The sequence below is a fragment of the Aldersonia kunmingensis genome, from assembly GCF_001646865.1.
Lineage (GTDB): Bacteria > Actinomycetota > Actinomycetes > Mycobacteriales > Mycobacteriaceae > Aldersonia > Aldersonia kunmingensis.
In genome coordinates this window covers 1-21,296 of the sequence record NZ_LRRB01000326.1, presented here as the reverse complement: position 1 = coordinate 21,296, position 21,296 = coordinate 1, and the positions used below count along the sequence as shown (strand labels likewise).

The 21,296-nt window shown below is 68.0% G+C and carries 20 protein-coding genes; 13 read left to right on the top strand and 7 right to left on the bottom strand.

The window, feature by feature from the left end:
* The coding region (locus tag A8G08_RS26200; RefSeq protein WP_483757024.1) for an Rv3212 family protein at positions 1-407 on the bottom strand (407 nt) is incomplete at its 3' end.
* Between the two features lie 45 nt (positions 408-452).
* Complete coding sequence (locus A8G08_RS26195; RefSeq protein WP_068280969.1) at positions 453-2,090, bottom strand: DEAD/DEAH box helicase; 1,638 nt, start codon at positions 2,088-2,090, stop codon at positions 453-455.
* Here A8G08_RS26195 and A8G08_RS26190 point away from each other — a divergent pair.
* The 3 genes from A8G08_RS26190 to A8G08_RS26180 all read left to right on the top strand — a co-directional run bounded on the left by A8G08_RS26190 (position 2,016) and on the right by A8G08_RS26180 (position 3,580).
* Positions 2,016-2,321 (top strand): hypothetical protein, encoded by a 306-nt coding sequence (locus tag A8G08_RS26190; RefSeq protein ID WP_068280968.1) that lies wholly within the window; start codon positions 2,016-2,018, stop codon positions 2,319-2,321. The two genes, A8G08_RS26195 and A8G08_RS26190, sit on opposite strands and share 75 nt — an antisense overlap.
* A 201-nt stretch (positions 2,322-2,522) precedes the next feature.
* Positions 2,523-3,203 (top strand): ferritin-like fold-containing protein, encoded by a 681-nt coding sequence (locus tag A8G08_RS26185; RefSeq protein ID WP_068280966.1) that lies wholly within the window; start codon positions 2,523-2,525, stop codon positions 3,201-3,203.
* Between the two features lie 149 nt (positions 3,204-3,352).
* Positions 3,353-3,580 (top strand): DUF3107 domain-containing protein, encoded by a 228-nt coding sequence (locus A8G08_RS26180; protein ID WP_068280972.1) that lies wholly within the window; start codon positions 3,353-3,355, stop codon positions 3,578-3,580.
* A 51-nt stretch (positions 3,581-3,631) separates the two neighbouring features.
* On the opposite strand, the gene fasR is transcribed toward A8G08_RS26180, so the two are convergent.
* The gene (gene fasR, locus A8G08_RS26175) at positions 3,632-4,291 is read right to left on the bottom strand and encodes an HTH-type transcriptional activator FasR (protein ID WP_068280964.1); all 660 of its coding nucleotides are present in this window, start codon (positions 4,289-4,291) and stop codon (positions 3,632-3,634) included.
* Positions 4,292-4,434: 143 nt separating this feature from the next.
* Between fasR and A8G08_RS26170 the strand changes: the two genes are divergently transcribed.
* The 3 genes from A8G08_RS26170 (at position 4,435) to A8G08_RS26160 (ending at position 7,708) form a co-directional block, all read left to right on the top strand.
* Positions 4,435-5,511 carry a DUF3152 domain-containing protein gene (locus A8G08_RS26170; protein WP_068280961.1) on the top strand — a complete coding sequence of 359 codons (1,077 nt, stop codon included), beginning with the start codon at positions 4,435-4,437 and terminating at the stop codon, positions 5,509-5,511.
* A 90-nt stretch (positions 5,512-5,601) separates the two neighbouring features.
* Positions 5,602-6,786 (top strand): adenylyltransferase/sulfurtransferase MoeZ, encoded by a 1,185-nt coding sequence (gene moeZ, locus A8G08_RS26165; protein WP_068280958.1) that lies wholly within the window; start codon positions 5,602-5,604, stop codon positions 6,784-6,786.
* 67 nt (positions 6,787-6,853) lie between these two features.
* Entirely contained in the window at positions 6,854-7,708 is an 855-nt protein-coding gene (locus A8G08_RS26160; protein WP_068280954.1) for a TIGR02569 family protein, read from the top strand.
* 6 nt (positions 7,709-7,714) lie between these two features.
* On the opposite strand, the gene A8G08_RS26155 is transcribed toward A8G08_RS26160, so the two are convergent.
* Positions 7,715-8,374 carry a FadR/GntR family transcriptional regulator gene (locus A8G08_RS26155; protein WP_068280952.1) on the bottom strand — a complete coding sequence of 220 codons (660 nt, stop codon included), beginning with the start codon at positions 8,372-8,374 and terminating at the stop codon, positions 7,715-7,717.
* A gap of 90 nt (positions 8,375-8,464) precedes the next feature.
* Between A8G08_RS26155 and A8G08_RS26150 the strand changes: the two genes are divergently transcribed.
* From A8G08_RS26150 to A8G08_RS26125, 6 genes are all read left to right on the top strand, one after another.
* On the top strand, positions 8,465-9,709 hold the full coding sequence (locus tag A8G08_RS26150; protein WP_068280971.1) for a CynX/NimT family MFS transporter: 1,245 nt from the start codon (positions 8,465-8,467) through the stop codon (positions 9,707-9,709).
* A 147-nt stretch (positions 9,710-9,856) separates the two neighbouring features.
* Positions 9,857-11,287: a nitrate/nitrite transporter gene (locus tag A8G08_RS26145; protein WP_068280950.1), complete on the top strand. Its 1,431-nt coding sequence runs from the start codon at positions 9,857-9,859 to the stop codon at positions 11,285-11,287.
* A 29-nt stretch (positions 11,288-11,316) separates the two neighbouring features.
* Positions 11,317-13,830 (top strand): nitrite reductase large subunit NirB, encoded by a 2,514-nt coding sequence (nirB, locus tag A8G08_RS26140; RefSeq protein ID WP_068280947.1) that lies wholly within the window; start codon positions 11,317-11,319, stop codon positions 13,828-13,830.
* Positions 13,831-13,886: 56 nt separating this feature from the next.
* On the top strand, positions 13,887-14,282 hold the full coding sequence (gene nirD, locus A8G08_RS26135) for a nitrite reductase small subunit NirD (protein ID WP_068280944.1): 396 nt from the start codon (positions 13,887-13,889) through the stop codon (positions 14,280-14,282).
* On the top strand, positions 14,279-15,433 hold the full coding sequence (locus A8G08_RS26130; protein ID WP_068280941.1) for a uroporphyrinogen-III synthase: 1,155 nt from the start codon (positions 14,279-14,281) through the stop codon (positions 15,431-15,433). The genes nirD and A8G08_RS26130 overlap by 4 nt, the downstream gene beginning before the upstream one ends.
* Complete coding sequence (locus A8G08_RS26125) at positions 15,430-16,128, top strand: sirohydrochlorin chelatase (protein WP_068280940.1); 699 nt, start codon at positions 15,430-15,432, stop codon at positions 16,126-16,128. The genes A8G08_RS26130 and A8G08_RS26125 overlap by 4 nt, the downstream gene beginning before the upstream one ends.
* A 108-nt stretch (positions 16,129-16,236) precedes the next feature.
* Here the strand turns inward: A8G08_RS26125 and A8G08_RS26120 are convergent, their stop codons facing one another.
* The 3 genes from A8G08_RS26120 to A8G08_RS26110 form a co-directional block, all read right to left on the bottom strand.
* Positions 16,237-17,964 (bottom strand): NTP transferase domain-containing protein, encoded by a 1,728-nt coding sequence (locus A8G08_RS26120; RefSeq protein ID WP_068280939.1) that lies wholly within the window; start codon positions 17,962-17,964, stop codon positions 16,237-16,239.
* Between the two features lie 132 nt (positions 17,965-18,096).
* A complete protein-coding gene (locus A8G08_RS26115) occupies positions 18,097-18,390 on the bottom strand; it encodes an MGMT family protein (RefSeq protein ID WP_068280934.1) in 294 nt (97 codons plus the stop codon).
* A gap of 4 nt (positions 18,391-18,394) precedes the next feature.
* Positions 18,395-19,171: an alpha/beta hydrolase gene (locus A8G08_RS26110; RefSeq protein WP_068280970.1), complete on the bottom strand. Its 777-nt coding sequence runs from the start codon at positions 19,169-19,171 to the stop codon at positions 18,395-18,397.
* A 44-nt stretch (positions 19,172-19,215) separates the two neighbouring features.
* Here A8G08_RS26110 and A8G08_RS26105 point away from each other — a divergent pair.
* Positions 19,216-21,296: ATP-dependent helicase (locus A8G08_RS26105; RefSeq protein ID WP_157108816.1), on the top strand; the 2,081-nt coding region annotated here is incomplete at its 3' end.

The following is a 21,296-nucleotide window of genomic DNA, read 5'->3' as shown; positions in this document are numbered from 1 at the left end:
GCGAGTTCGGTTACCTGACTGCACCCGCGGTCGTCGCGGTAGACCGTGACGACCGAACTCCACGCGCCGATTGCGCCGCACAGCGGCATGTCGCGGGCATAGCTCCACACCGGCGCGCCGCTGACCGGATCGTGGCCGATCACCTCGCCGTCGGCGGCGGTGGCCACCGCGCCGTCGGTCACGATGGGTGCCTTGCCCGCGGGATTGGCAGCGCGCCACGTCTCGTGTACCGCCATGGGCACAGCGAGCGCCGTAGGTTGTTGTGCGACAGGGGTTTCCGCGGTATGCGTGGTTGTGCCGTGGGCGTCGCTGCGCTGCCACACAACGACGATCGTGGCCGTGACCACCAGTGCGATGGTCACGGCCACGATCATGTCTATGCGGGTTCGGCGCTCGGGTTCCAGCACTCCTGCGAGGTTACGCGAGCGACGGGCGGGCACCCTTGTACCGGGTTACCCGGCCTGAGCGGCCACCTGCTCCGGTGCCTGACCGCCGGCTTCGGCACCTGCCGGGCGACGCCGACGACGGCGACGACGAGCGGGCTTGTCGCCTGCCGTCTCGGAAGCCGACTTGTCGGCAGGCGCCGAATCGGTCGCTGCCGAAGAGTCCGTCGCCTGCGCGTTCGCATCGACCGGCTGCCCGCCGCGGGTACGGCGACGGGAGCGGTTCCGGTTGTTGCGGGGCTCGCGAGCCGGACGCTCGCCGCCCTTGGACTCGCCGCCCTTGGACTCCCCGCCCTCGGATTCGGTGCGCTCCGGACGCGGCTTGCGCACCGTGCCCTTGGCATCGGCGGGGATGCCCAGGTCGGTGAACAGGTGCGGCGAGCGCGAGTAGGTCTCTGCCGGCTCGGGGAGGTTCAGGCTGTGGGCCTTATTGATCACTTCCCAGCGGTGCATGTCGTCCCAGTCCACGAGGGTCACTGCGACGCCGGTGCGGCCCGCGCGGCCGGTACGCCCGATGCGGTGCACGTAGGTCTTCTCGTCCTCGGGGCACTGGTAGTTGATGACGTGGGTGACGTCGTCGATATCGATACCGCGAGCGGCGACATCGGTGGCGACCAGCACGTCGATCTTGCCGGTGCGGAATGCCTTCAACGCCTTCTCGCGTGCAACCTGGTTGAGGTCGCCGTGCACGGAACCCGCTGCGAAACCGCGCTCGGCGAGTTCGTCGGAGACTTTCTGTGCGGTGCGCTTGGTGCGGGTGAAGATCATCGTCGCGCCGCGGCCCTCGGCCTGCAGCACACGCGCGATCAGTTCGGTCTTGTCCAGCGCATGGGCGCGGTAGGCGAACTGCTCGATGCGGTCGTGCACCTCGGACGAGTGCGGCTCCTCGGCCCGGATGTGCGTGGGCTGAGTGAGGAACGTGCGGGCCAGGGTGATGATCGGGCCGGGCATGGTCGCCGAGAAGAGCATGGTCTGCCGGCCGAAGCCACCGTCCGCGGTGCGGCCGTCGGGAACCATGTTCAGGATCCGCTCGATATCGGGCAGGAAGCCTAGGTCGAGCATCTCGTCCGCCTCGTCGAGAACGAGCACCCCGACCTTGCCCAGGATCAGGTGACCCTGGTTGGCCAGGTCGAGCAGTCGACCCGGCGTACCGACGATCACGTCGACGCCCTTTTGCAGCGCGGCGATCTGGGCTTCGTACGGGCGACCGCCGTAGATCGAGAGCACCTCGAGCTTGCGATCGCCGCTCTTCAGGTGCTTCGCGGCGCGCTCGAGATCGCCCGTGACCTGCAGGCACAGCTCGCGCGTCGGAACGATGACCAACGCGCGCGGGGTGCCGTCGAGCGGCCGAACGCCGCCTTCGGCCTCCGTGGTGGTGATGCGGTGCAGCAGCGGCACGCCGAACCCGTAGGTCTTGCCCATGCCGGTCCGTGCCTGGCCGATGAGGTCTTCGCCGCCGAGTGCCAGCGGGAGCGTGAGCTCCTGGATGGCGAAGGTGCGCTCGATGCCGCCCTCAGCGAGCGCGCGGACGATCTCCTCGCGCACGCCGAGTTCGGCGAAAGTGGGGGGAGTGTGAGTTTCGTCAAGTTGTGCGTCCAGGAAGGTGTCGGCGACACCGGGTTCCTGGTCGATGGTGATCTTGCTCAGGGCAGGGCCTTCCTCTGGTGCGTTTCAGCGCGCACAAACGAGGGGCCGGTAGGTACCGGCTTCGTGCCGGATTGGCAGTCAATCCTCGCGTCCGGTCTGTTCCCGTTCGGCCTCAGCCTGCTGAATCTCATTGGAGACTCGGCATTTTCGGCGAAGCTCAGAAGCGAGGCGGATGCAGTGCGCGCACATTTCCTGGTACCCGCGTCATTACGCGACCGGCGACTGCGGTAGAAAATTTGCGGCGCGTCAGCGCGCCCTCGTCGCGGTCTTCCGATGCGAAACCGTTCGGATACCAGCGTCTATTCTACCTTGTCCTGCTGAAATACCGGCATTCGTGACCGTGTGGCGCGGTTTGAGAGGCCCCGAGCGCGGCATTTCCCGCCCGCCCGCGCCACCCCGGCACGGCAGGAAAAGGTGGCTAGAGTTACCGCCATGGCAGCCAATCCGCCCGCTCCGTCGACCCCGCCCATCGCCGCCGATCATCCCGGTGTGCCCGAGCTCTTCGCGGTGCTGGCGTACGGCGAGATCTCCGCGTTCTACCGATTGGCGGAGGAGGCGCAGCTCGCGCCGACGCTGGAAGGCCGGGTCGCGCTGGCGAAGATGGCCGCTGCCGAGATGAACCACTTCGAGACGCTCGAGACCGCGCTGACCGAGCGTGGTGCGGACCCCTACGAGGCGATGGCGCCGTTCACCGAGGCGCTCGACGCCTACCACCGGTCCACCAATCCCTCCACCTGGCTCGAGTCCATGGTGAAGGCCTACGTGGGCGACGGCATCGCGGCCGATTTCTACCGTGAGGTCGCCGACGTGCTGCCGGAGGAGGTCGGCGTGATCGTGCGCGATGTGCTCGCCGAGACGGGCCACTCTCAGTTCGTCGTCGAGCAGGTGCGCAACGCCGTGCAGAACGATCGGAAGAGCCGTGACCGGCTCGCGCTGTGGGGCCGTCGGCTGCTCGGCGAGGCGATCACGCAGGCACAGTTCGTGATGGCCCAGCGCGACGAGCTGACCGAGCTGGTGATCTCCTCGACCGGCGACCTGAACGGCATCGTCGCCCTGTTCGATCGCATGCAGGACAGCCACACCGAGCGGATGGCGGTGCTGGGTCTGAATTGACGGCTCAGCCGTCGTGTCTGAATTGACGGCTCCGCCGCCGTGCCTCGATCGACGTTCGCTGACAGCGCACCTCTGGCGCCGTTGCGGCTCGCCGACCTGCACTAGCCTTTTCCTTGTCAGGAACTCGGCGAAAGGTTCGGAGGATGACCGTGGAGGTCAAGATCGGTATCTCGGATAGCCCGCGCGAGCTGGTGGTGAACAGCAGCCAGACGCCGGACGAAGTCGAGGCACTCGTCACCGCGGCACTGTCCGGCGATGGTGGCGTGCTGTCCCTGCTCGACGAGAAGGGCCGCAAGGTTCTGGTGCAGGCGAGCAAGGTCGCCTACGTGGAGATCGGCCCCGTCGCGGGCGGAAAAGTTGGTTTTGCCGCGATCTGATCGACGACGCCCTCGGGGCGGGCTATGCCCGCACCGAGGCGAACCGTTTCGTCAGTGGGTCATCGGGACGTGCGACAGGCCGCCCCATGCCAGGGTGACCGTGGTGTCGACAGCGTCTTCCTTGGGAATCGGACGGTCGGCCTCGAGCCAGTAGCGAGCAGTGACCTGGCTCGCCCCGACCAGTCCGACCGCCAGGATGCGGGCCCGGTACGGATCCAGCCCGGAATCCTCGGCAACCAGGTCGAAGACCGCGTCCACGCACGCCTCGGTTGCATGGTCAACCCGCCGCTGCACCTGCGGCTCACCCATCAGGTCGGACTCGAAGACCAGCCGGAAGCCCTGTACCTCGGTGTCGACGAAGTCGTAGAACGCCGCCACCGCCGCGCGCACGCGCTGCTTGTTGTCGGTGGTCGAGCGCAGTGCCTGCCGTACGCCGCTGACCAGGCTGTCGATGTAGCCCTCCAGCACCGCGAGGTACAGGTCGAGCTTGCTCGGAAAGTGCTGGTAGAGGACCGGCTTGCTGACGCCGGCGCATTCGGAGATCTCGTCCATACCGGACGCGTGATAGCCGCGCATGACGAAGACTTCGCTGGCCGCGGCGAGTAGCTGCAGACGGCGCTCATCCCGAGGCAGGCGGCCGCCGCGCTTAACAGGCGCGCGGCCGGTGCTGGATTGGCCCGGCGTCGGCCGCCGGTCCGCGAGATCCGTCATTATGCTCCCTATCACGACTCCGCCACTGCTGTGACGGACATTCATTGCACGATACATCTGCTGCTCCGGACCGTTTTCGCCGTCCTTACACATGAGGCGGCGCGGCATCGAGCGCAAAACCCGTGCTGTGAGAGTCTGGCCTTGTGACCAACGAACGGGGCGCGCGGTTGCATGGCCGGGACGGGCCAGCGACACGCGACGAGATACCGCCGGACGAGGCACCCGATGACCTCGATCGATACCCCGCCTGGCAAGACGAACGCAGCGCGTACCAACCGCTGCGCGCCTCCTGGGATCCGACCCAGTCCGACGGTCGCACGCGAGCGCCGCGGCCACGACGCAGCACCAAGAAGCAAAGCCCCCTAGGGCGTTTCGTCGCCAGGTACGGCTGGCGCGCCTACGCGATCCCGATCCTGCTCGCGGCGACCGTCTGGGTGATCGTCGAGGCCGTGATGGGCGGCGACGCGGCCGGCGAACAGACCGGCGACGAACCATATTTCGGCACGCTGAGCAGCGACCCCGAGGGCACCGGCGTGATCGGTGTGCCTCCGAGCGGCGATGGTGACTTCGCCAAGACACTGCCCACCGGGGTGCTGCCGGCGGGTGGCCCGATCACCGAAAAAGCAGCGGGCACCTGGCATGTCGTGCCGGGCGTGTCCGAGCAGGTCGGTAAGGGCACTGAGCGGGTGTTCACCTACACCGTCGAGGTCGAGGACGGTTTGGATACAGCCGGTTTCGGCGGTGACGAGGCATACGCCCGCATGGTGGACCAGACGCTGACGAACCCGAAGAGTTGGACGCGCGACGAGCGGTTCGCTTTCCGCCGCATCGATGCGGGCGAGCCGAACTTCCGGATTTCGCTGGCGTCGCAGGCAAGTACGCGCGACGCGTGCGGTTTCGATATCCAGATCGATTCGTCCTGCTACAACCAGGGGCTCGGCCGGGTGGTGCTCGACGAGGCGCGCTGGGTGCGCGGTGCCACGTCGTTCCAGGGCGATATCGGCTCGTATCGGCAGTACCAGATCAACCACGAGGTCGGGCACGCGATCGGTTATCAGGAGCATCAGCCGTGCGAGACCGACGGCGGCTTGGCGCCGATCATGATGCAGCAGACGTTCGGCACCGGAAACAACGAGATCGCCACCCTCGATCCCGACGGCACCGTGCCCGCGGACGGAAAAGTGTGCCGATTCAATCCCTGGCCTTTCCCGCGTGGCTAGGTCAATGGGAGACATGCCCAAGCTGCGGGATGATCGGTTGCACGTGAGGCGTTGCACCTAACCGAACGCATTCGTATGTGAGGAGTCGACGTGTCGTCGAACAGCTCTCTGCCGCCGTTGGTGGAGCCCACCGCCGAACTGAGCCGTGACGAGGTCGCGCGCTACAGCCGGCACCTGATCATTCCCGACGTCGGCATGGACGGGCAGAAGCGTCTGAAGAACGCGAAGGTGCTCGTGATCGGTGCCGGCGGACTGGGTTCGCCTGCGCTGCTCTATCTCGCCGCTGCCGGTGTCGGCACGCTCGGCATCGTGGAGTTCGACGAGGTGGACACCTCGAATCTGCAGCGGCAGATCATTCACGGTGAGCCGGACGTCGGACGGCCGAAGGCCGAGAGCGCCCGTGATTCCATCCGCAACGTCAACTCCGACGTCCAGGTGAACCTGCATCAGTTCCGGCTCGAGCCGGACAACGCCGTCGAGTTGTTCCGCGAGTACGACCTGATCCTCGACGGCACGGACAATTTCGCCACCCGCTACCTCGTCAATGACGCGGCGGTGCTGGCCGGGAAGCCTTACGTGTGGGGATCGATCTACCGCTTCGAGGGCCAGGTTTCGGTGTTCTGGGAGGACGCACCGGACGGGCGTGGCCTGAACTACCGCGATCTGTACCCCGAGGCCCCGCCGCCGGGCATGGTCCCGTCGTGCGCCGAGGGCGGCGTGCTCGGTGTGCTGTGCGCGTCGATCGGCTCGGTCATGGTTACCGAGGCGATCAAGCTGATCACCGGCATCGGCGAGCCGCTGCTGGGCCGGCTGATGGTGTACGACGCACTCGACATGAACTACCGGACCATCAAGCTGCGCCGCGATCCGGAGCGCCAGCCGATCACCGAGTTGATCGATTACGAGGCCTTCTGCGGTGTGGTGTCCGAGGAGGGGCAGGCCGCGGCCGTCGGCTCCACGATCACCGCCGCCGAACTGTACGAGATGCTCGAGGCAGGCAAGCCGGTCGAGCTGATCGACGTCCGTGAGCCGGTCGAGTGGGACATCGTGCGCATCGAGGGGGCCAAGCTGATCCCCAAGGACCGCATCCTGTCCGGCGAGGTGCTCTCCGAGCTTCCGCAGAACAAGCCGATCACGTTGTACTGCAAGACCGGTGTGCGCTCGGCCGAGGCGCTCGCAGCGCTGAAGAAGGCCGGTTTCGCCGACGCCACACACCTGCAGGGCGGCGTGGTCGCATGGGCGCGGCAGGTGGATCCCTCGCTGCCGGTCTACTGACCAGCTGTGCGGGCCTGCTGCAGCGCGTCGCCACTGCGGCGGGTCCGGGCGGCGGTACGTTGACCGCGTGACCTCGCCCGAACCTCCCGAACATGTGCGCTCGACATTCGGCTTGCGCGGTATCGAGCCGGTGCCGCTGGGCATGAGCCGGGACGGCGGCTGGCGCTGCGGGGATGTGGTGCTTTCCCCGGTAGCCGATCACGCCCGCGCCGCATGGTCGGCCAAGGTTCGCGAGACCCTCGTGGTCGACGGCCTGCGCCTGGCCCGCCCGGTGCGTGGCACCGACGGCCGGTACGTGGTGTCGGGCTGGCGTGCCGACACCTTCGTCGAGGGCAACCCGGAACCCCGGCACGACGAGGTCGTATCGGTCTCGCTGCGCCTGCATGCCGCCACCGCTCAGCTCGAGCGGCCGCGTTTTCTCTCCCAGCCGCCGTCCGCGCCCTGGGTCGATGTCGATGTTTTCGTGGCGGCCGACCGCGCGGCGTGGGAGTCGGTTCCGCTGCGCAGCCTGGGACCGACGGTGCGCGAGTACGCGACCTCCTCGGACACCGAGCAGAGCCTCGCGCTGCTGGTACGCCTCGCCACATTGCGTAAGCCCGTCGAGACTCCGCCGCAGCTGGTGCACGGCGATCTGTTCGGCACCGTGTTGTTCTCCGGGCCGATGGCACCCGGGCTGGCTGACATCACGCCGTACTGGCGTCCCGCGCCGTGGGCGGCGGGCGTGGCGGTGGTGGATGCCGTGTCGTGGGGCGGTGCCGATGAGGGCCTGCTCGAGCGCTGGGACGATCTACCCGAGTGGCCGCAGATGCTGTTGCGGGCGGTCATGTTTCGGCTCGCGGTGCATGCGCTGCACCCGCGCTCGACCGCCGAGGTGTTGCCTGGGCTGCAGCGCACAGCGGACCTCGTCCGCCTCATGCTCTGAGTGTTTTCAGTAATCCGCGAGTAGCTCGTCGAAGAAACATCGGGTGGCCCGTGCGGCGCGTTCGCCGTCGCCTGCGATGACCGCTTCGACAAGCTCCGTGTGCTCGGCGTGATACGAACCGCCTTCGCGCGCAGTGCGATTGCGGATTCCCTCCTCGATGGCCGGCAGCAGCGAGTCGTAGAACTCGAGGTACACCGCGTTGTGGCTGGCGATGACGATCGCGCGGTGTAGCTCGACATCGGCCTCGATCGCGCGCGGATTGTCCTCGTCCCAAGCCAATTCGCGTTCCACGAGCAGGCGCCGCAGCGTCTCGATGTCCGTTTCGTCACGGCGCTGGGCGGCCAGCGCGGCCGCGGTCGTGTCGAGCGCGCGGCGCAGTTCGAGGACGTCGCGCTCATGGGCGTCGGCGAAGTACTTGCTCAATGTGCCGCCGAGATCTGAGGTGGCTACCACGAAGGTGCCCGAGCCCTGCCGGCGTTCCAGCATTCCGGCGTGCACAAGTGCCTGGACCCCCTCGCGCACGGTGTTGCGGCCGGTGCCGGTGAGTTCGCACAGCGCCGGTTCGGTGGGGATCCTGGTGCCGACCGGCCAGCGGCCGGCCCGGATCTCGGCGCGCAGTTGCTCGGTGACCTGGGAGATCAGGCCGGAGCGGCGGACGGGTTGCATGGCTCGCCATTCTGCGGGTGCCGGTGCGGGCATGTCGAGGCGACCGGCCGTTGTTTGTGCAGCATCATCCGGTCATCCTATGATTTCTCGGTGACTGCCGTGCTGAATTCCTCGCGCCCCGCCCAGCGATCGCTGCTGCAAGGGCGCGCGCTGGTACTCGTGGCCATCGCGCTGTCGGCATGCACGCTGCGAACCGCGGTCACCTCATTCACGCCGCTTGCCGAGCGCATCGGTGACGACATCGGCTTTTCGTCGACCGTGATCGGCATCTTCGGCATGGTCCCGACGGCGATGTTCGCGTTGTTCGGCCTCATCACGCCCGCCCTCGCCACCCGGCTGGGGCTGGAAGGCACCGCCGCGCTGGCGATGGCGATGGCCGGCCTCGGCATGCTCGCGCGGGCGGTGGTGTCCGATGTCGGGCTCATGCTCGGCTTTTCGGCCGTCGCGCTCGCCGGCATGGGTATCGGCAATGTGGTGATCCCGCCGCTGGTCAAGCGCTACTTCAGCGACCGTCTCGCGGTGCTCAGCTCGCTCTACATCACCCTGCTGCAGGTCGGCACGGTGCTTCCTGCCCTGCTCGCGGTGCCCGCGGCCGACCGGTTCGGCTGGCGCGTGTCGATCGGGATGTGGGCGGTCGTCGGCTTCGCCGCACTGCTGCCGTGGCTGATGATCCTGCTCAATCCCCGCATCGACACCGCGAGCCTGCGGCGCGGCGGCGAGCGCCGCCGCACGCCCGGGCGTCCGTGGCACTCGCCGGTGGGCTGGGGCATGGCCTTGATGTTCGGTGCGACCTCGCTGACCACGTACGCCCTGTTCACGTGGATCCCGAAGATCCTCACGGACGCGGGCGCGAGTGACACGTTCGGTGGCACGATGCTGGCGTTGTTCGCGTTCGTCGGCCTGATCTCCGCGCTCTGCGTGCCGCCGCTGAGCGTGCGCATGGCCAACCCGTTCCCGATCGTGGTGGGCTGTGCCATCGCCTACGCGATTGGCCTCACCGGCCTGCTCATCGCGCCGATGGCGGCACCGGTGCTGTGGATCTTCGCCATTGGGCTCGGCCCGAGTTCGTTCCCGCTCGCGTTGACTCTGATCAACCTGCGCACCCGCACGCCGGCGGGCTCTCAGGCGCTGTCCGGCTTCGCTCAGGGCATCGGCTACACGATCGCGTGTGCGGGTCCGTTGCTGTTCGGAGTGCTGCACGATGCGACCGACGGTTGGGGCGTTCCATTCGCGATGCTCGGCGTGGCGGTGGCCGTCCAACTCGGTGCCGGCTGGGTCGCGTGCAAGCCTCGAATTCTGGAAGATAGCTGGGTCAAAGCGGATCACCGCAGGTAGACAAGGGTGTCCTCACGGAAATTTCTTCTCACCAGTGAGGAAATCCGGACGTGAGAAACGTTTGACCTGAGGGTCATCGAGCGCAGCATTACGGCAATACCGGTTTCTTACCTTGGGTTCACCAAACGAACCCGTGGAGGAACTTCGGTGGCCATACTTGCCAATCTCAAACGCAATCGAGACATCGAAAACTGGGACGCCGAAGACGTCGTTGCCTGGGATGCCGGAAACAAAGACATCGCCAAGCGGAACCTGATCTGGTCGATTTTCGCCGAGCACGTCGGCTTCTCGATCTGGTCCATCTGGTCGGTGATGGTCCTGTTCATGCCGCAGAACGTCTACCACATCGACGCTGCGGGCAAGTTCTATCTCGTCGCGGTCCCGACTCTGGTCGGCGCCATCCTGCGGATTCCCTACACAGTCGCGACGGCGAAATTCGGCGGACGTAACTGGACGTTGTTCAGCGCAGTCGTGCTGCTGGTTCCGACACTGCTCACGCTGTACTTCATCAATCGGCCGGAGACCTCCTACACGACTTTCCTCATCGTGGCGGCGTTCGCTGGTGTCGGCGGCGGCAACTTCGCCTCGTCGATGACCAATATCAACGCGTTCTACCCGCAGCGCCTCAAGGGTTGGGCGCTCGGCCTGAACGCGGGTGGCGGCAACATCGGTGTGCCGGTCATCCAGCTCGTTGGTCTGCTCGTCATCGCCACCGTCGGCAATACCGAGCCGTCCGTCGTCTGCGCCATCTACCTGGTGCTTATCGCCATCGCCGCAGTCGGTGCGGGTCTGTTCATGGACAACCTGCAGAACCAGCAATCCAACCTCAAGGCGATGGGGAATGCGCTGAAGTTCTCCCACTCGTGGGTGATGGCGTTCCTCTACATCGGCACGTTCGGTTCGTTCATCGGCTTCAGCTTCGCGTTCGGCCAGGTCATGCAGATCAATTTCCTCGCCGGTGGAGACACCCCCGCGCAGGCCTCACTGCACGCCGCGCAGATCGCGTTCATCGGCCCGCTGCTCGGCTCGATCGCACGTCCCTTCGGTGGCAAGCTCGCGGACCGCATCGGCGGCGGAAAGATCACGCTCTACACGTTCGCCGCGATGATCGCCTCGGCCGGCATCCTCGTCTCGGCGGGCACGATCGATGACGGCTCGGCCGGCGCACCGAGCGGCACGGTCATGTCCTTCTACGTGGTCGGATTCATCCTGCTGTTCGTTCTGTCGGGCATCGGCAACGGCTCGACCTACAAGATGATCCCGTCCATCTTCGAGGCGAAGTCCAAGAGCCTCGAGGGCGGCCGGGAAGTGCAGGCCGCATGGTCGCGCAACATGTCCGGCGCGCTGATCGGCTTCGCCGGGGCAATCGGCGCACTCGGCGGCGTTGCCATCAACCTCGTCCTGCGGGCGAGCTACACGAGCTCAGCGAAGTCGGCCACCAACGCGTTCTGGGTGTTCCTCGCCTTCTACGTCATCTGCGCAGTCGTGACCTGGTTCGTCTTTCTCCGGAAGCCCTCCGCGCGGTCCGTGCACTCGTCCGACGAGCCGACCGCCGACACCGTGGCCGTCCAGGCCTGATCGCCGAAATACCGTCAGGAGACACAACGATGGCAACCAAGAATCTGGTCCTCGTAGGCCACGGCATGGTCGGACACCGATTCGTCGAGGCGCTGCGGGCGCGCGACGATGCCAACGCCTGGCAGATCACGATTCTCTGCGAGGAAGAGCTGCCGGCGTACGACCGTGTCGGGTTGTCCTCGTATGTGGGCAGTTGGGATCCGAAGGAACTCGCCCTGGCGGGCAACGACTACCGCGGCGACGCGAATGTCGAACTGCGCCTTGGTGAGCGGGCGGACAACATCGACCGGTCCGCACGCAAGGTGACCACCAGCACCGGCGCGGTACTCGATTACGACGCGCTGGTTCTGGCCACCGGTTCCTACCCGTTCGTCCCTCCGGTCCCGGGCCACGACAGCGACAACTGCTTCGTGTACCGGACCATCGAAGATCTCGATCGCATCCGGGCGGCCGCGGAAGCGGCCGGCCCGGGTGCGACCGGCGTGGTCGTCGGCGGCGGCCTGCTCGGGCTCGAGGCAGCCAACGCGCTGCGCATGCTCGGGATGACCCCGCACGTCGTCGAGTTCGCGCCCCGGCTGATGCCGCTGCAGATCGACGAGGGTGGCGGCGCGCTGCTGGCACGCCTGGTCACCGAGCTCGGCCTGAGCGTCCACACCGGTGTCGGCACGGCGGGTATCGAGGCGGTCGGTGACGGGCTCAGCGTCGAACTGTCCGACGGCTCGAAGATCGACGCGTCGCTGCTGGTGTTTTCCGCCGGTGTCCGGCCCAGCGATCAGCTGGCTCGGGAGAGTGGCCTCGAGGTCGGTCAGCGTGGCGGGATCGTCACCGATATCGGTTGCCGCACATCGGATCCCGACATCTATGCGATCGGCGAGTGCGCGGCGATCGAGGGTCAGTGCTACGGCCTGGTCGCGCCGGGTTACAGCAGCGCCGAGGTAACCGTGGACCGGCTGCTCGGCGGTGCGGCCGAGTTCCCCGGTGCCGATCTGTCCACCAAGCTCAAGTTGCTCGGTGTGGACGTGGCGAGCTTCGGCGACGCGCACGCCACCACCGAGGGCGCCCTCGAGGTCGTGCTCGCCGACGCGGCGAAGGGCACGTACTCGAAGCTGGTCGTCTCCGACGATGCCAAGACGCTGCTCGGCGGCATCCTGGTCGGCGACGCATCGGCATACGCCGCGCTGCGGCCGCTGGTGGGACGCGCGCTGCCCGGTGATCCGGCGGCGCTGATCTCGCCCGCCGGTGCGGAAATCGGCGCCGACGCGCTGCCCGACGATGCCCAGGTGTGCTCCTGCAACGACGTGAGCAAGGGTGATATCTGCGGTGCGATCGGCGAAGGCGCCTGCGATATCGCCGGAGTGAAGTCGTGCACCAACGCAGGCACCTCGTGCGGTGGCTGCGTGCCGATGATCAAGAAGCTGCTCGCACAGTCCGGCGTCGAAATGTCGAAGGCGTTGTGCGAGCACTTCTCTCAGTCGCGCGCCGAACTCTTCGAGATCGTCCAGGCGAGCGGAACGCGCACGTTCTCCGAGATCATTGCCAAGTACGGTAAGGGAACCGGCTGCGATATCTGCAAGCCGACCGTGGCGTCCATCCTCGCGTCCACGTCGAGCGATCACATCCTCGACGGCGAGCAGGCCGCGCTGCAGGACACCAACGATCACTTCTTGGCGAATATGCAGAAGAACGGCACCTACTCGGTCGTGCCGCGGATGCCCGGTGGTGAGTGCACCCCGGAGCAGCTGATCGTGATCGGTGAGGTTGCCCGCGATTTCGGTCTGTACACCAAGGTCACCGGCGGTCAGCGGATCGACCTGTTCGGCGCCCGCGTCGAGCAGTTGCCGCTGATCTGGAAGCGGCTCGTGGACGCCGGCATGGAATCGGGCCACGCCTACGGCAAGTCGCTGCGCACCGTGAAGAGCTGCGTGGGATCCACCTGGTGCCGCTATGGCCAGCAGGATTCGGTCGGCATGGCCGTCCTGCTGGAGAAGCGCTACCGCGGACTGCGGTCGCCCCACAAGCTCAAGCTGGCGGTGTCCGGTTGCGCCCGCGAGTGCGCCGAGGCCCGTGGCAAAGATGTCGGCGTTATCGCCACCGAGTCCGGGTGGAACCTCTACGTCGGCGGTAACGGCGGTCTCACCCCGAAGCACGCTGTGCTCCTTGCGGGTGACCTCGACGACGACACGCTGATCTCCTACATCGACCGCTACCTGATGTTCTACATCCGCACCGCGGACCGGCTGCAGCGCACCGCGCCGTGGCAGGAGGACCTCGGTATCGACTACATCCGCGAGGTCGTGTGCGAAGACAGCCTCGGCATCGGCGAGGACCTCGAGGCGGCGGTGGAACGTCACGTCGCCGGATACAAGGACGAGTGGGCGGCCGTGCTCGACGACGAGGACAAGCTGTCGCGTTTCGTGTCCTTCGTGAATGCTCCGGGCGAGCCGGATCCGACCATCGGTTTCGACGAAACGGGTGAACGGAAGGTCCCCGTGCTGCTCGGGACGCCAGAAATTAGATCGGCATCGGTGGGTAACGCGCGGTAAACGCGGAAGTAACACGACGCCGATACAAATAACCAACGGCACCCGAGGAGGACGAGATGACCGTCATCGATATGCATACCGTCGAACTGGACACCGCGACGGATTGGACCGCTGCCTGCGCGTTTGACGCCCTGATTCCGGGTCGAGGAGTTGCCGTGCTCCTGCGCGGCGGGCGCCAGGTCGCCCTGTTCAAGCTCGGCGACGGCTCACTGCGGGCGGTTGGCAACATCGATCCGTTCGGGCGCGCCGCGGTGATGTCTCGTGGGCTGGTCGGCGACCGGGCCGGTGAGCCCACCGTCGCATCGCCGCTGCTGAAGCAGGTTTTCTCCCTCGTGGATGGGCGCTGCCTGGACGATCTGGCCGTGAGCCTGCCGGTGTATTCGGTGCGGGTGTCCGACGGGATCGTGGAGATTTCCGCGCCGAAGCTCAAATTGACGGGTGTACCCGCGTGACAGTTTCCGAATTCGATTCGCCGTTGTCCGGTTTCACGATCGGAATCACGGCGGCCCGGCGAGCCGACGAGTTCGCCACCCTGCTTGAACGGCGCGGAGCTGCAGTGATGCGCGCGCCGGCCATTCGAATCATCCCGCTCGTGGACGACTCGGAGCTCGAGCGAGTCACGCGTGATATCGCCGCGAATCCGCCGGATATTGCGGTCGGCACCACCGGCATCGGCTTCCGCGGCTGGATGGAGGCCGCGGACGGCTGGGGCCTCGCCGACGAGCTGGTCGCCGCGCTGGGCAAGTCGCGCATGCTTGCGCGTGGCCCGAAGGCGAAGGGCGCGATCCGTGCCGCCGGGCTCTCGGAGGAGTGGTCACCGGAGTCCGAGTCCTCCGCGGAGGTGCTCGATCGGCTGCTCGCCGAGGGTGTCGAAGGTCTGCGGATCGCCGTCCAGCTGCACGGTGCCACCACCGAGTGGGAGCCGATTCCGGACTTCTGTGAGGTGCTGAAGGAGGCCGGCGCGGACGTCATCGCGGTGCCGGTGTACCGCTGGACGCCGCTGCAGGACCAGACCCCGATGGACCGCATGATCGAGGCGATCGTGACCGGCGGCCTCGACTGTGTGACGTTCACAAGCGCGCCTGCGGTCGCATCGATGCTCATGCGCGCCAAGGAGACCGGCCTGCTCGAACTGCTGCTGCGCGCGCTTCGGGAACGGGTTCTGCCCGCGTGCGTCGGGCCGATCACTGCGGCGCCGCTCGAGGATCTCGGGGTGCGCACCACCACGCCGGCCCGGGCCCGTCTAGGGGCGCTGGCCAGGCACGTCGCGGAGGAGCTGCCTCGGCGCGCAAACCGGCTCAACGCCGGCGGACACGTGCTCAGCGTGCGCGGCGGATGTGTCGTCGTGGACGGTCAGGTCAAGCAGTTGCCGCCTGCCGCCATGGGACTGATGCGCACGCTCGCGCATCAGCCCGGGCGGGTCGTCTCGCGCCCGACGCTGCTCGCGTCTCTGCCGGGCGGCGGCGAAGACTGCCACGCCGTCGAGACCGGGATCGCCAGACTGCGGGCCGCGCTCGGCGCGCCGAAGGTGATTCAGACCGTGGTGAAGCGCGGCTACCGGCTCGCGATGGATCCGGCAGAACTCGAGGCGGTGGGCCTATGAGTGCGCCGACACTCGTACTCGTCGCTCACGGGACCCGAAGTACTCGCGGTGTCGACATGATCGCGGCATTGGCCGACCGCGTGCGTGAGTCGGTGCCGTCGGTCCGCACGGCTTTCGTGGACGTCCTCGGCCCGTCGCCGGCGGAGATCCTTGCGGATCTCGACGGGCCCGCGGTCGTGGTACCGGCGTTCCTCGCTTCTGGCTATCACGTGCACACCGACGTGCCGCGCGAGGTCGCGGCGAGTGGTCATACCGCTGCCGCGGTCACTCGCGCACTCGGACCCGATCCGATGCTCGCGGCGATCGTGCACGAACGCCTGATCGACGAGGGGTGGCGACCCGGCGACGCCATTGTGCTCGCCGCCGCCGGGTCGTCTGATACACGAGCCCTGTTCGACGTGCGACGTGGTGCCGCCATGCTTGCCGAGCTCACCGGTAGCGCGGTCCATATCGGCTACATCGCGACGGGTGCACCGCGCGTCGGCGACGTCGTCGACCGGCTGCGTGTCGAGGGTAATCCTCGCGTGTTCGTGGCCTCGTACCTGTTGGCGCACGGGCTGTTTCAGCAGCGGCTGCACACCACCGGCGCAACCGGGGTCACCGAGCCGATCGGCGAGCACGCCGGTGTGGTGGACCTGCTCGTGCAGCGCTACCGGTCCGGCGTGCGCGAACTCGAGCGCGTGACCGTCCGCTAGCCAAAGCAATACTTGCGCGGCACTCACGGGTGCAAAACTTGTTCGCGGGTACGAAGTTTCGCCCCCGTTTGCACAATTTGCGCCCGTTTGGCCCCGGAAAGAACCGGATCAGCCGGGCAGCGGAACGATTTCGACGAGGTCTCCGTCCTGTGCATTCGGAGGCACGACCGCGAAGCCGACGGCCCCGACCAGTCCACCCAGATGCGCGGTGCGCACGCTGGGCGTAGCGACCCAGCCGTCCTCGTCGGCGAAAACCGGGGCAAGCCGCGTGGCGGGGCCCGAACCGGCGCTCGCATTCTGCAGTGGCACCTGCGCGCGGGGCCGCGGCGGTCGCCCGGTGAGCGCATCCACGATCGCGGGAGCAAGCACCGACAGCGCGGCCAGCGCAGCGTAGGGGTTGCCGGGCAGTCCGATCACGGCCACGCCGCCGGGCAATTCGGCCACGACCGTGGACCCGCCGGGCCGGCAGGCCAACCGGGGCACGACGACTCGGGCACGCGCACGTTGTAGGGCGCCGCGCAACTGATCGGCGGCCCCGCCGCCGGTCGCGCCGACGACGATCAGGAGGTCGATATCTTTGACGGCGGCGAACAAATCGTCGAATCCGGTCGCGGTGTCCCGCAGGTGGGCCGTCTCGTCTGCGAGTATCCCATTGTGGGCCAATATGTTCGGGAGGATCGGGCCCAGTGAATCGCGGGTCTGGCCGTCGTGGAGTGGTCCGTCCCGGCGGATCTCGTCACCGGTAACCACCACATGCGCCCGTACCGGCCCACGCACCGCGAGTTCCTGAACCTCGGCGCTCGCCGCCACGGACACGAGCGCGGGTGTCACCGGAGTGCCCGGCTGCGCGAGTTCATCGCCGACTGCCCAATCCTCGCCGCGTGGGCGGGAGTCGTCGCGGTCGGGCGCGTCCGCGCTGCGGTCGAGCCGGTCGCCGTCGAGGGTGACGAATTCGTCGCGCACCACGGCGGTGGCGCCGTCGGGCAGGTGCGCGCCGGTGGCGATTCGCACTGCCTCACCGGGCTGCATACCGTGGGGGCGTTCGCCACCCGCGTAGCCGATATCCGACCGCAGGCGCCACGGCCCGGAACCGGATATCGCGTAGCCATCCATGGCCGAAACATCCACGCGGGGAAGGGCTTCGGCAGCTATCAGGGCCTCTGCAAGCGTGGCGCCGAGAGCGTTCGCGGGCCGCGTCTTTCGAATGGGTATCCGGGACAGGCTCTGCCGCAACGCCTCTCGTGCATTTATCAGCGACATCGGCTCCGTGCTCGCGGTCGCAAAGGCGGCCAGGGCCTCCGGGGTATCGCAGTCGGCGATGTCATCGAATCGGACGGTGGTCACCTCGTCCGGAACGATGTCGGACATCCGGCGGTTCACCGGCGACCCGAGTTCGGCGATGCGGTGTGCGAGCAGTTCGTGCGGCCACACCCCGACCAGGTATTGCACGCGGCCGGATTCGTCGATCGCGAAGGCGGGATGACCGGATTCGGCACACTGGCGCGTCAACTCGCGCACGGTATCCGGCTGCAGCGCGGGCAGGTCGGCGGCGAGCACCACGACATACCCCTCGGTACCGGGGAGCGCGGCAAGACCGGCCACGATCCCGGCGACCGGCCCCGATCCGGGCGGATGTTCCTGGGTCTGCTGGATCTCAGGGGGAAGGTCGTCACGATGCGGCCCGACCACCGCGATGTGTTCGCACCATGCGACGGCCGCGAGCGCGGTGTCGAGCATGCTGCGCCCGGCCACGACAATCGCCGGTTTGTCGACCCCGCCCATCCGGCTCGCCCGGCCCCCGGCCAGCACGATTGCCTCGGCACGCATGGCTGTCATGTTCCCACATAGCCGAGCGTGCACAATCCCCGAAATTGGGTTGCCCGGTTGCTGCCGTGATCACGAACATATGGCCCCCGAAATAGCCCGCAGCGGGGCCATTTGCTCGTGATCACTGCGAAAACCGCGGGACTAGAAGTGCCAGCGCGCCTCGGCCAGCCGGACACGGCCGTCGTGGATCGGCACACCCTCGGCGGCGAGGCGCTCGAGCTGGCGGGTCGCGAGGTGATTTGCCGGCTTCCCCGAGGCGCCGATCACCCGATGCCAGGGCAGGTCGGCAGAGTCCGTGCGCATTATCCAACCGACCGTGCGAGGGCTGGAAAGGCCTGCGGCAGAGGCAATATCGCCGTACGTCGAGACCCGGCCGGGCGGGATGGCCGCGACGAGTTCGCGCACCCGCTCCACCTGGTCCTCGGTCGTGGCCATTGGGCTAGAGCAGTGTGCGGATCAGTTGCGCGGTTTCGGCCTGTCGCGCCAGGCTGACCATGTGGTGGCAGTCCCACTCGCGGATCTCGAGCGCGTTCCCGAGGTGGGCTTGCAGCGCGGAGCGGAACTTCTCGGTCACATACGGCGGCTGCACCTTCATCGCCTGCACCAGCACCGTCGGCATACCGGCCGGTGGGAGCACGGCCTCCCGGGCCAGCTCACCCCAGGATGCGGAGAATGCCGGCAGCGAAATACGCCAGCCGACGCTACCGTTCATGGTCGGCACGAGGTGCTCGGCCATCTCGAGATCGAGCAGTCGCTCGGGCACGTCCGCCCAGGCGCCGTGCACCTTCTCGGCCCGCGCCTCCGCGGCGTCAGCGTAGTCGGGCGAGGCGATCGCTGCCGTGGCGATGTCGAGCATGTCGTACGGGTCCAGGGCGATGGCCGGGTCGAGCAGCACGAGACCACGGACCAGTTCCGGGTGCCGATGAGCGAGATGCAGCGCGATGGCGCCGCCGAAGGAATGCCCGACGACGACCGCGGGCCCATCGCCCTCGGCGGTGAGCAGCGCGCGCAGATCCGCGACATGCGCCTCGAAACTCCACGGCGGCGCGGCCGGCGAACGGCCATGGCCGCGCAGGTCCGGTGCAATGACGCGGACGTCCGGCAACTCCTCGACGGCAAGCGATTCCCAGCGCTTGCCGTGACCGGTGAGGCCGTGCAGGGCGAGGACGGCGGGTCCGTCGGCGGGACCGAATCGGTGAACGTGAAGATCGGGCACGGACAAGAGTGTTCCTGTCGGTGCCGTCTGCTGCAATTGCGGCCATGACGAACCCCGCGGGACGCGATGCGTACGCGACCCGGCTGATTCGTCGCCCATCCCCGACGAGCGCGCAGCGCGAGTGGGACGGGGAGGCCCGGCAGCTGCTGGATTCCGCGCCAGATGCCGGAGGGTGGTTGCCCTGGCAGGTCCTCGGCGGTCCGGGGACCGGCAAGACCGCGCTGCTCACGGACTTCGCGGTCGGCCGGATCGCCGATGGCACCGACCCGGAATCGGTGCTGCTGCTCACCCATTCCCGCAGTGCTGCCGACGCGGCCCGTGCGGCGATCACCGCGGGACTGCTCGGCCGCGACGGCGTCGGCGTGCGCAACGCGACCCGGGAACCGCTGGTTCGCACCGTGCACTCCTACGCGTTCGCGGTATTGCGGCTGCAGGCAGCGGCGCATGGCAACCCGCCGCCGCGCCTGATGACCGGCGCGGAGCAGGACACGGTCATCCGGGAGATGCTGCTCGGCGATATCGAGGACGGGCCCGACATGTGGCCGGAGCGGCTGCGGCCCGCGCTTGCACTCGGCGGGTTCGCCAGCGAGCTGCGGGATCTGCTGTTGCGCGCAAGTGAGCGCGGCCTCGGCCCGGAGGATCTGGTCAAGCTCGGCCGCAAACGACACCGGCCGGAATGGGTCGCGGCCGGCAAGTTCGCCACCGGCCTCGAGCAGTCGACGCTGCTGCGCTTCGCGGTCGGTGTCGAGGCACCGGAGGCGAGCGCGCCCGCACTCGACGCCGCCGAACTGGTCGGTGCCGCCCTGAGCGCATTCGCCGCCGACCGCGAGCTGCTGGCACGCGAACGCAAGCGCATCCGCTACCTGTTGGTCGACGACGCACAACATCTCGATCCACAGGCGGCGCAGCTGGTGCGGCTGATCGGCACCGGGACGTCAGCCGCCGTGGTCGCCGGTGACCCGGACCAGGGTGTTTTCGCCTTTCGCGGGGCCGATTCCGCATTCCTGAAGGATCTTGCCGACGATGCGCCGGCCCGCCGCGGCGAGGTCGTGACTTCCCGGCGGGTCGTGCTCGCGACGAACTACCGCGCCGCAGGCCGCCTCGCCCTGGTGGCTACCCGCACGGCGGCTCGGCTGCCCGGACGTCAGCCGCACCGCGGCGCGGTCGCCATGCCGGACGCCGAGCCTGGGCAGGTGCGTGTCGAGGTAGCGGCGACGGTCGCCAAGGAGGCCGCGCTGATCGCCGACCACCTGCGCAGGGCGCATCTCTACGACGGTGTGCCGTGGTCGGAAATGGCCGTACTGATGCGGTCGGTGCCGCTGTCGTTGGCACCTTTGCGGCGGGCCCTCGCGGCTGCCGGGGTACCGACAAATACGCCGGTGTCCGATCTGCCGCTGGCGCGCCAGCGTGGGGCCGCGTGGCTGCTGCAGGTGCTGCGCGCGATCGGCGCAAGCGAATTCACTCCCGACGACGCGCTCGCGCTGCTCTCGGGGCCGGTCGGCGGCGCCGATCCAGTGGCCCTGCGCAGGCTGCGGCGCGGGGTGCGCCGGATCGTTGCGGAGGCCGGTCGGGATGAGGATTCCGCGGAGGTGCTGCGTCGGGTGATCGCCGATGCGGCCGACGAGAAGAAGGTGCTCGCGGCGCTCACCGACGTCGAGGCGGCGCCGCTGCGCCGGGTGCTCAAGGTGCTTGCGCGGGCCCGCGCGGTGCGCCGCATGGGCAGGGGCGTCGAGGATGTGTTGTGGGCGGCGTGGCAGGCGTCCGGGCTGGAACGCGGCTGGACCGGGGCCTCGGCACGAGGTGGCGCACTCGGAGCACAGGCCGATCGGGACCTGGACAGCGTGGTGGCGTTGTTCGACGCCGCTGCGGCCTATGTGGACCGGTTGCCGCGCGCCGGTATCGAGGGTTTCGTGGATTACCTGGAGCGCCAGCAGATTCCCGGTGGGCCGGGACGCTCGGGTGCTGCTGATCCCGAGGCCGTCGCCCTGCTCAGTGCGCATGCCGCAGTGGGGCGCGAGTGGACCGTGGTCGCGGTCGCGGGCGTGCAGGAGGGGCTGTGGCCCGGGTTGCGTGCGCGCGGCACGCTGCTCGGCACCGGGGATCTCGTCGATCTCGCGGCGGGCAC

Excerpts from the sequence above, each read along its gene's own strand:
- A8G08_RS26185 (WP_068280966.1), top strand. The coding sequence starts at position 2,523 with ATGGCAGCCAATCCGCCCGCTCCGTCGACCCCGCCCATCGCCGCCGAT.
- fasR (WP_068280964.1), bottom strand. The coding sequence starts at position 4,291 with ATGACGGATCTCGCGGACCGGCGGCCGACGCCGGGCCAATCCAGCACC.
- A8G08_RS26155 (WP_068280952.1), bottom strand. The coding sequence starts at position 8,374 with ATGCAACCCGTCCGCCGCTCCGGCCTGATCTCCCAGGTCACCGAGCAA.
- nirB (WP_068280947.1), top strand. The coding sequence starts at position 11,317 with ATGGCAACCAAGAATCTGGTCCTCGTAGGCCACGGCATGGTCGGACAC.
- nirD (WP_068280944.1), top strand. The coding sequence starts at position 13,887 with ATGACCGTCATCGATATGCATACCGTCGAACTGGACACCGCGACGGAT.
- A8G08_RS26125 (WP_068280940.1), top strand. The coding sequence starts at position 15,430 with ATGAGTGCGCCGACACTCGTACTCGTCGCTCACGGGACCCGAAGTACT.
- A8G08_RS26120 (WP_068280939.1), bottom strand. The coding sequence starts at position 17,964 with ATGACAGCCATGCGTGCCGAGGCAATCGTGCTGGCCGGGGGCCGGGCG.
- A8G08_RS26115 (WP_068280934.1), bottom strand. The coding sequence starts at position 18,390 with ATGGCCACGACCGAGGACCAGGTGGAGCGGGTGCGCGAACTCGTCGCG.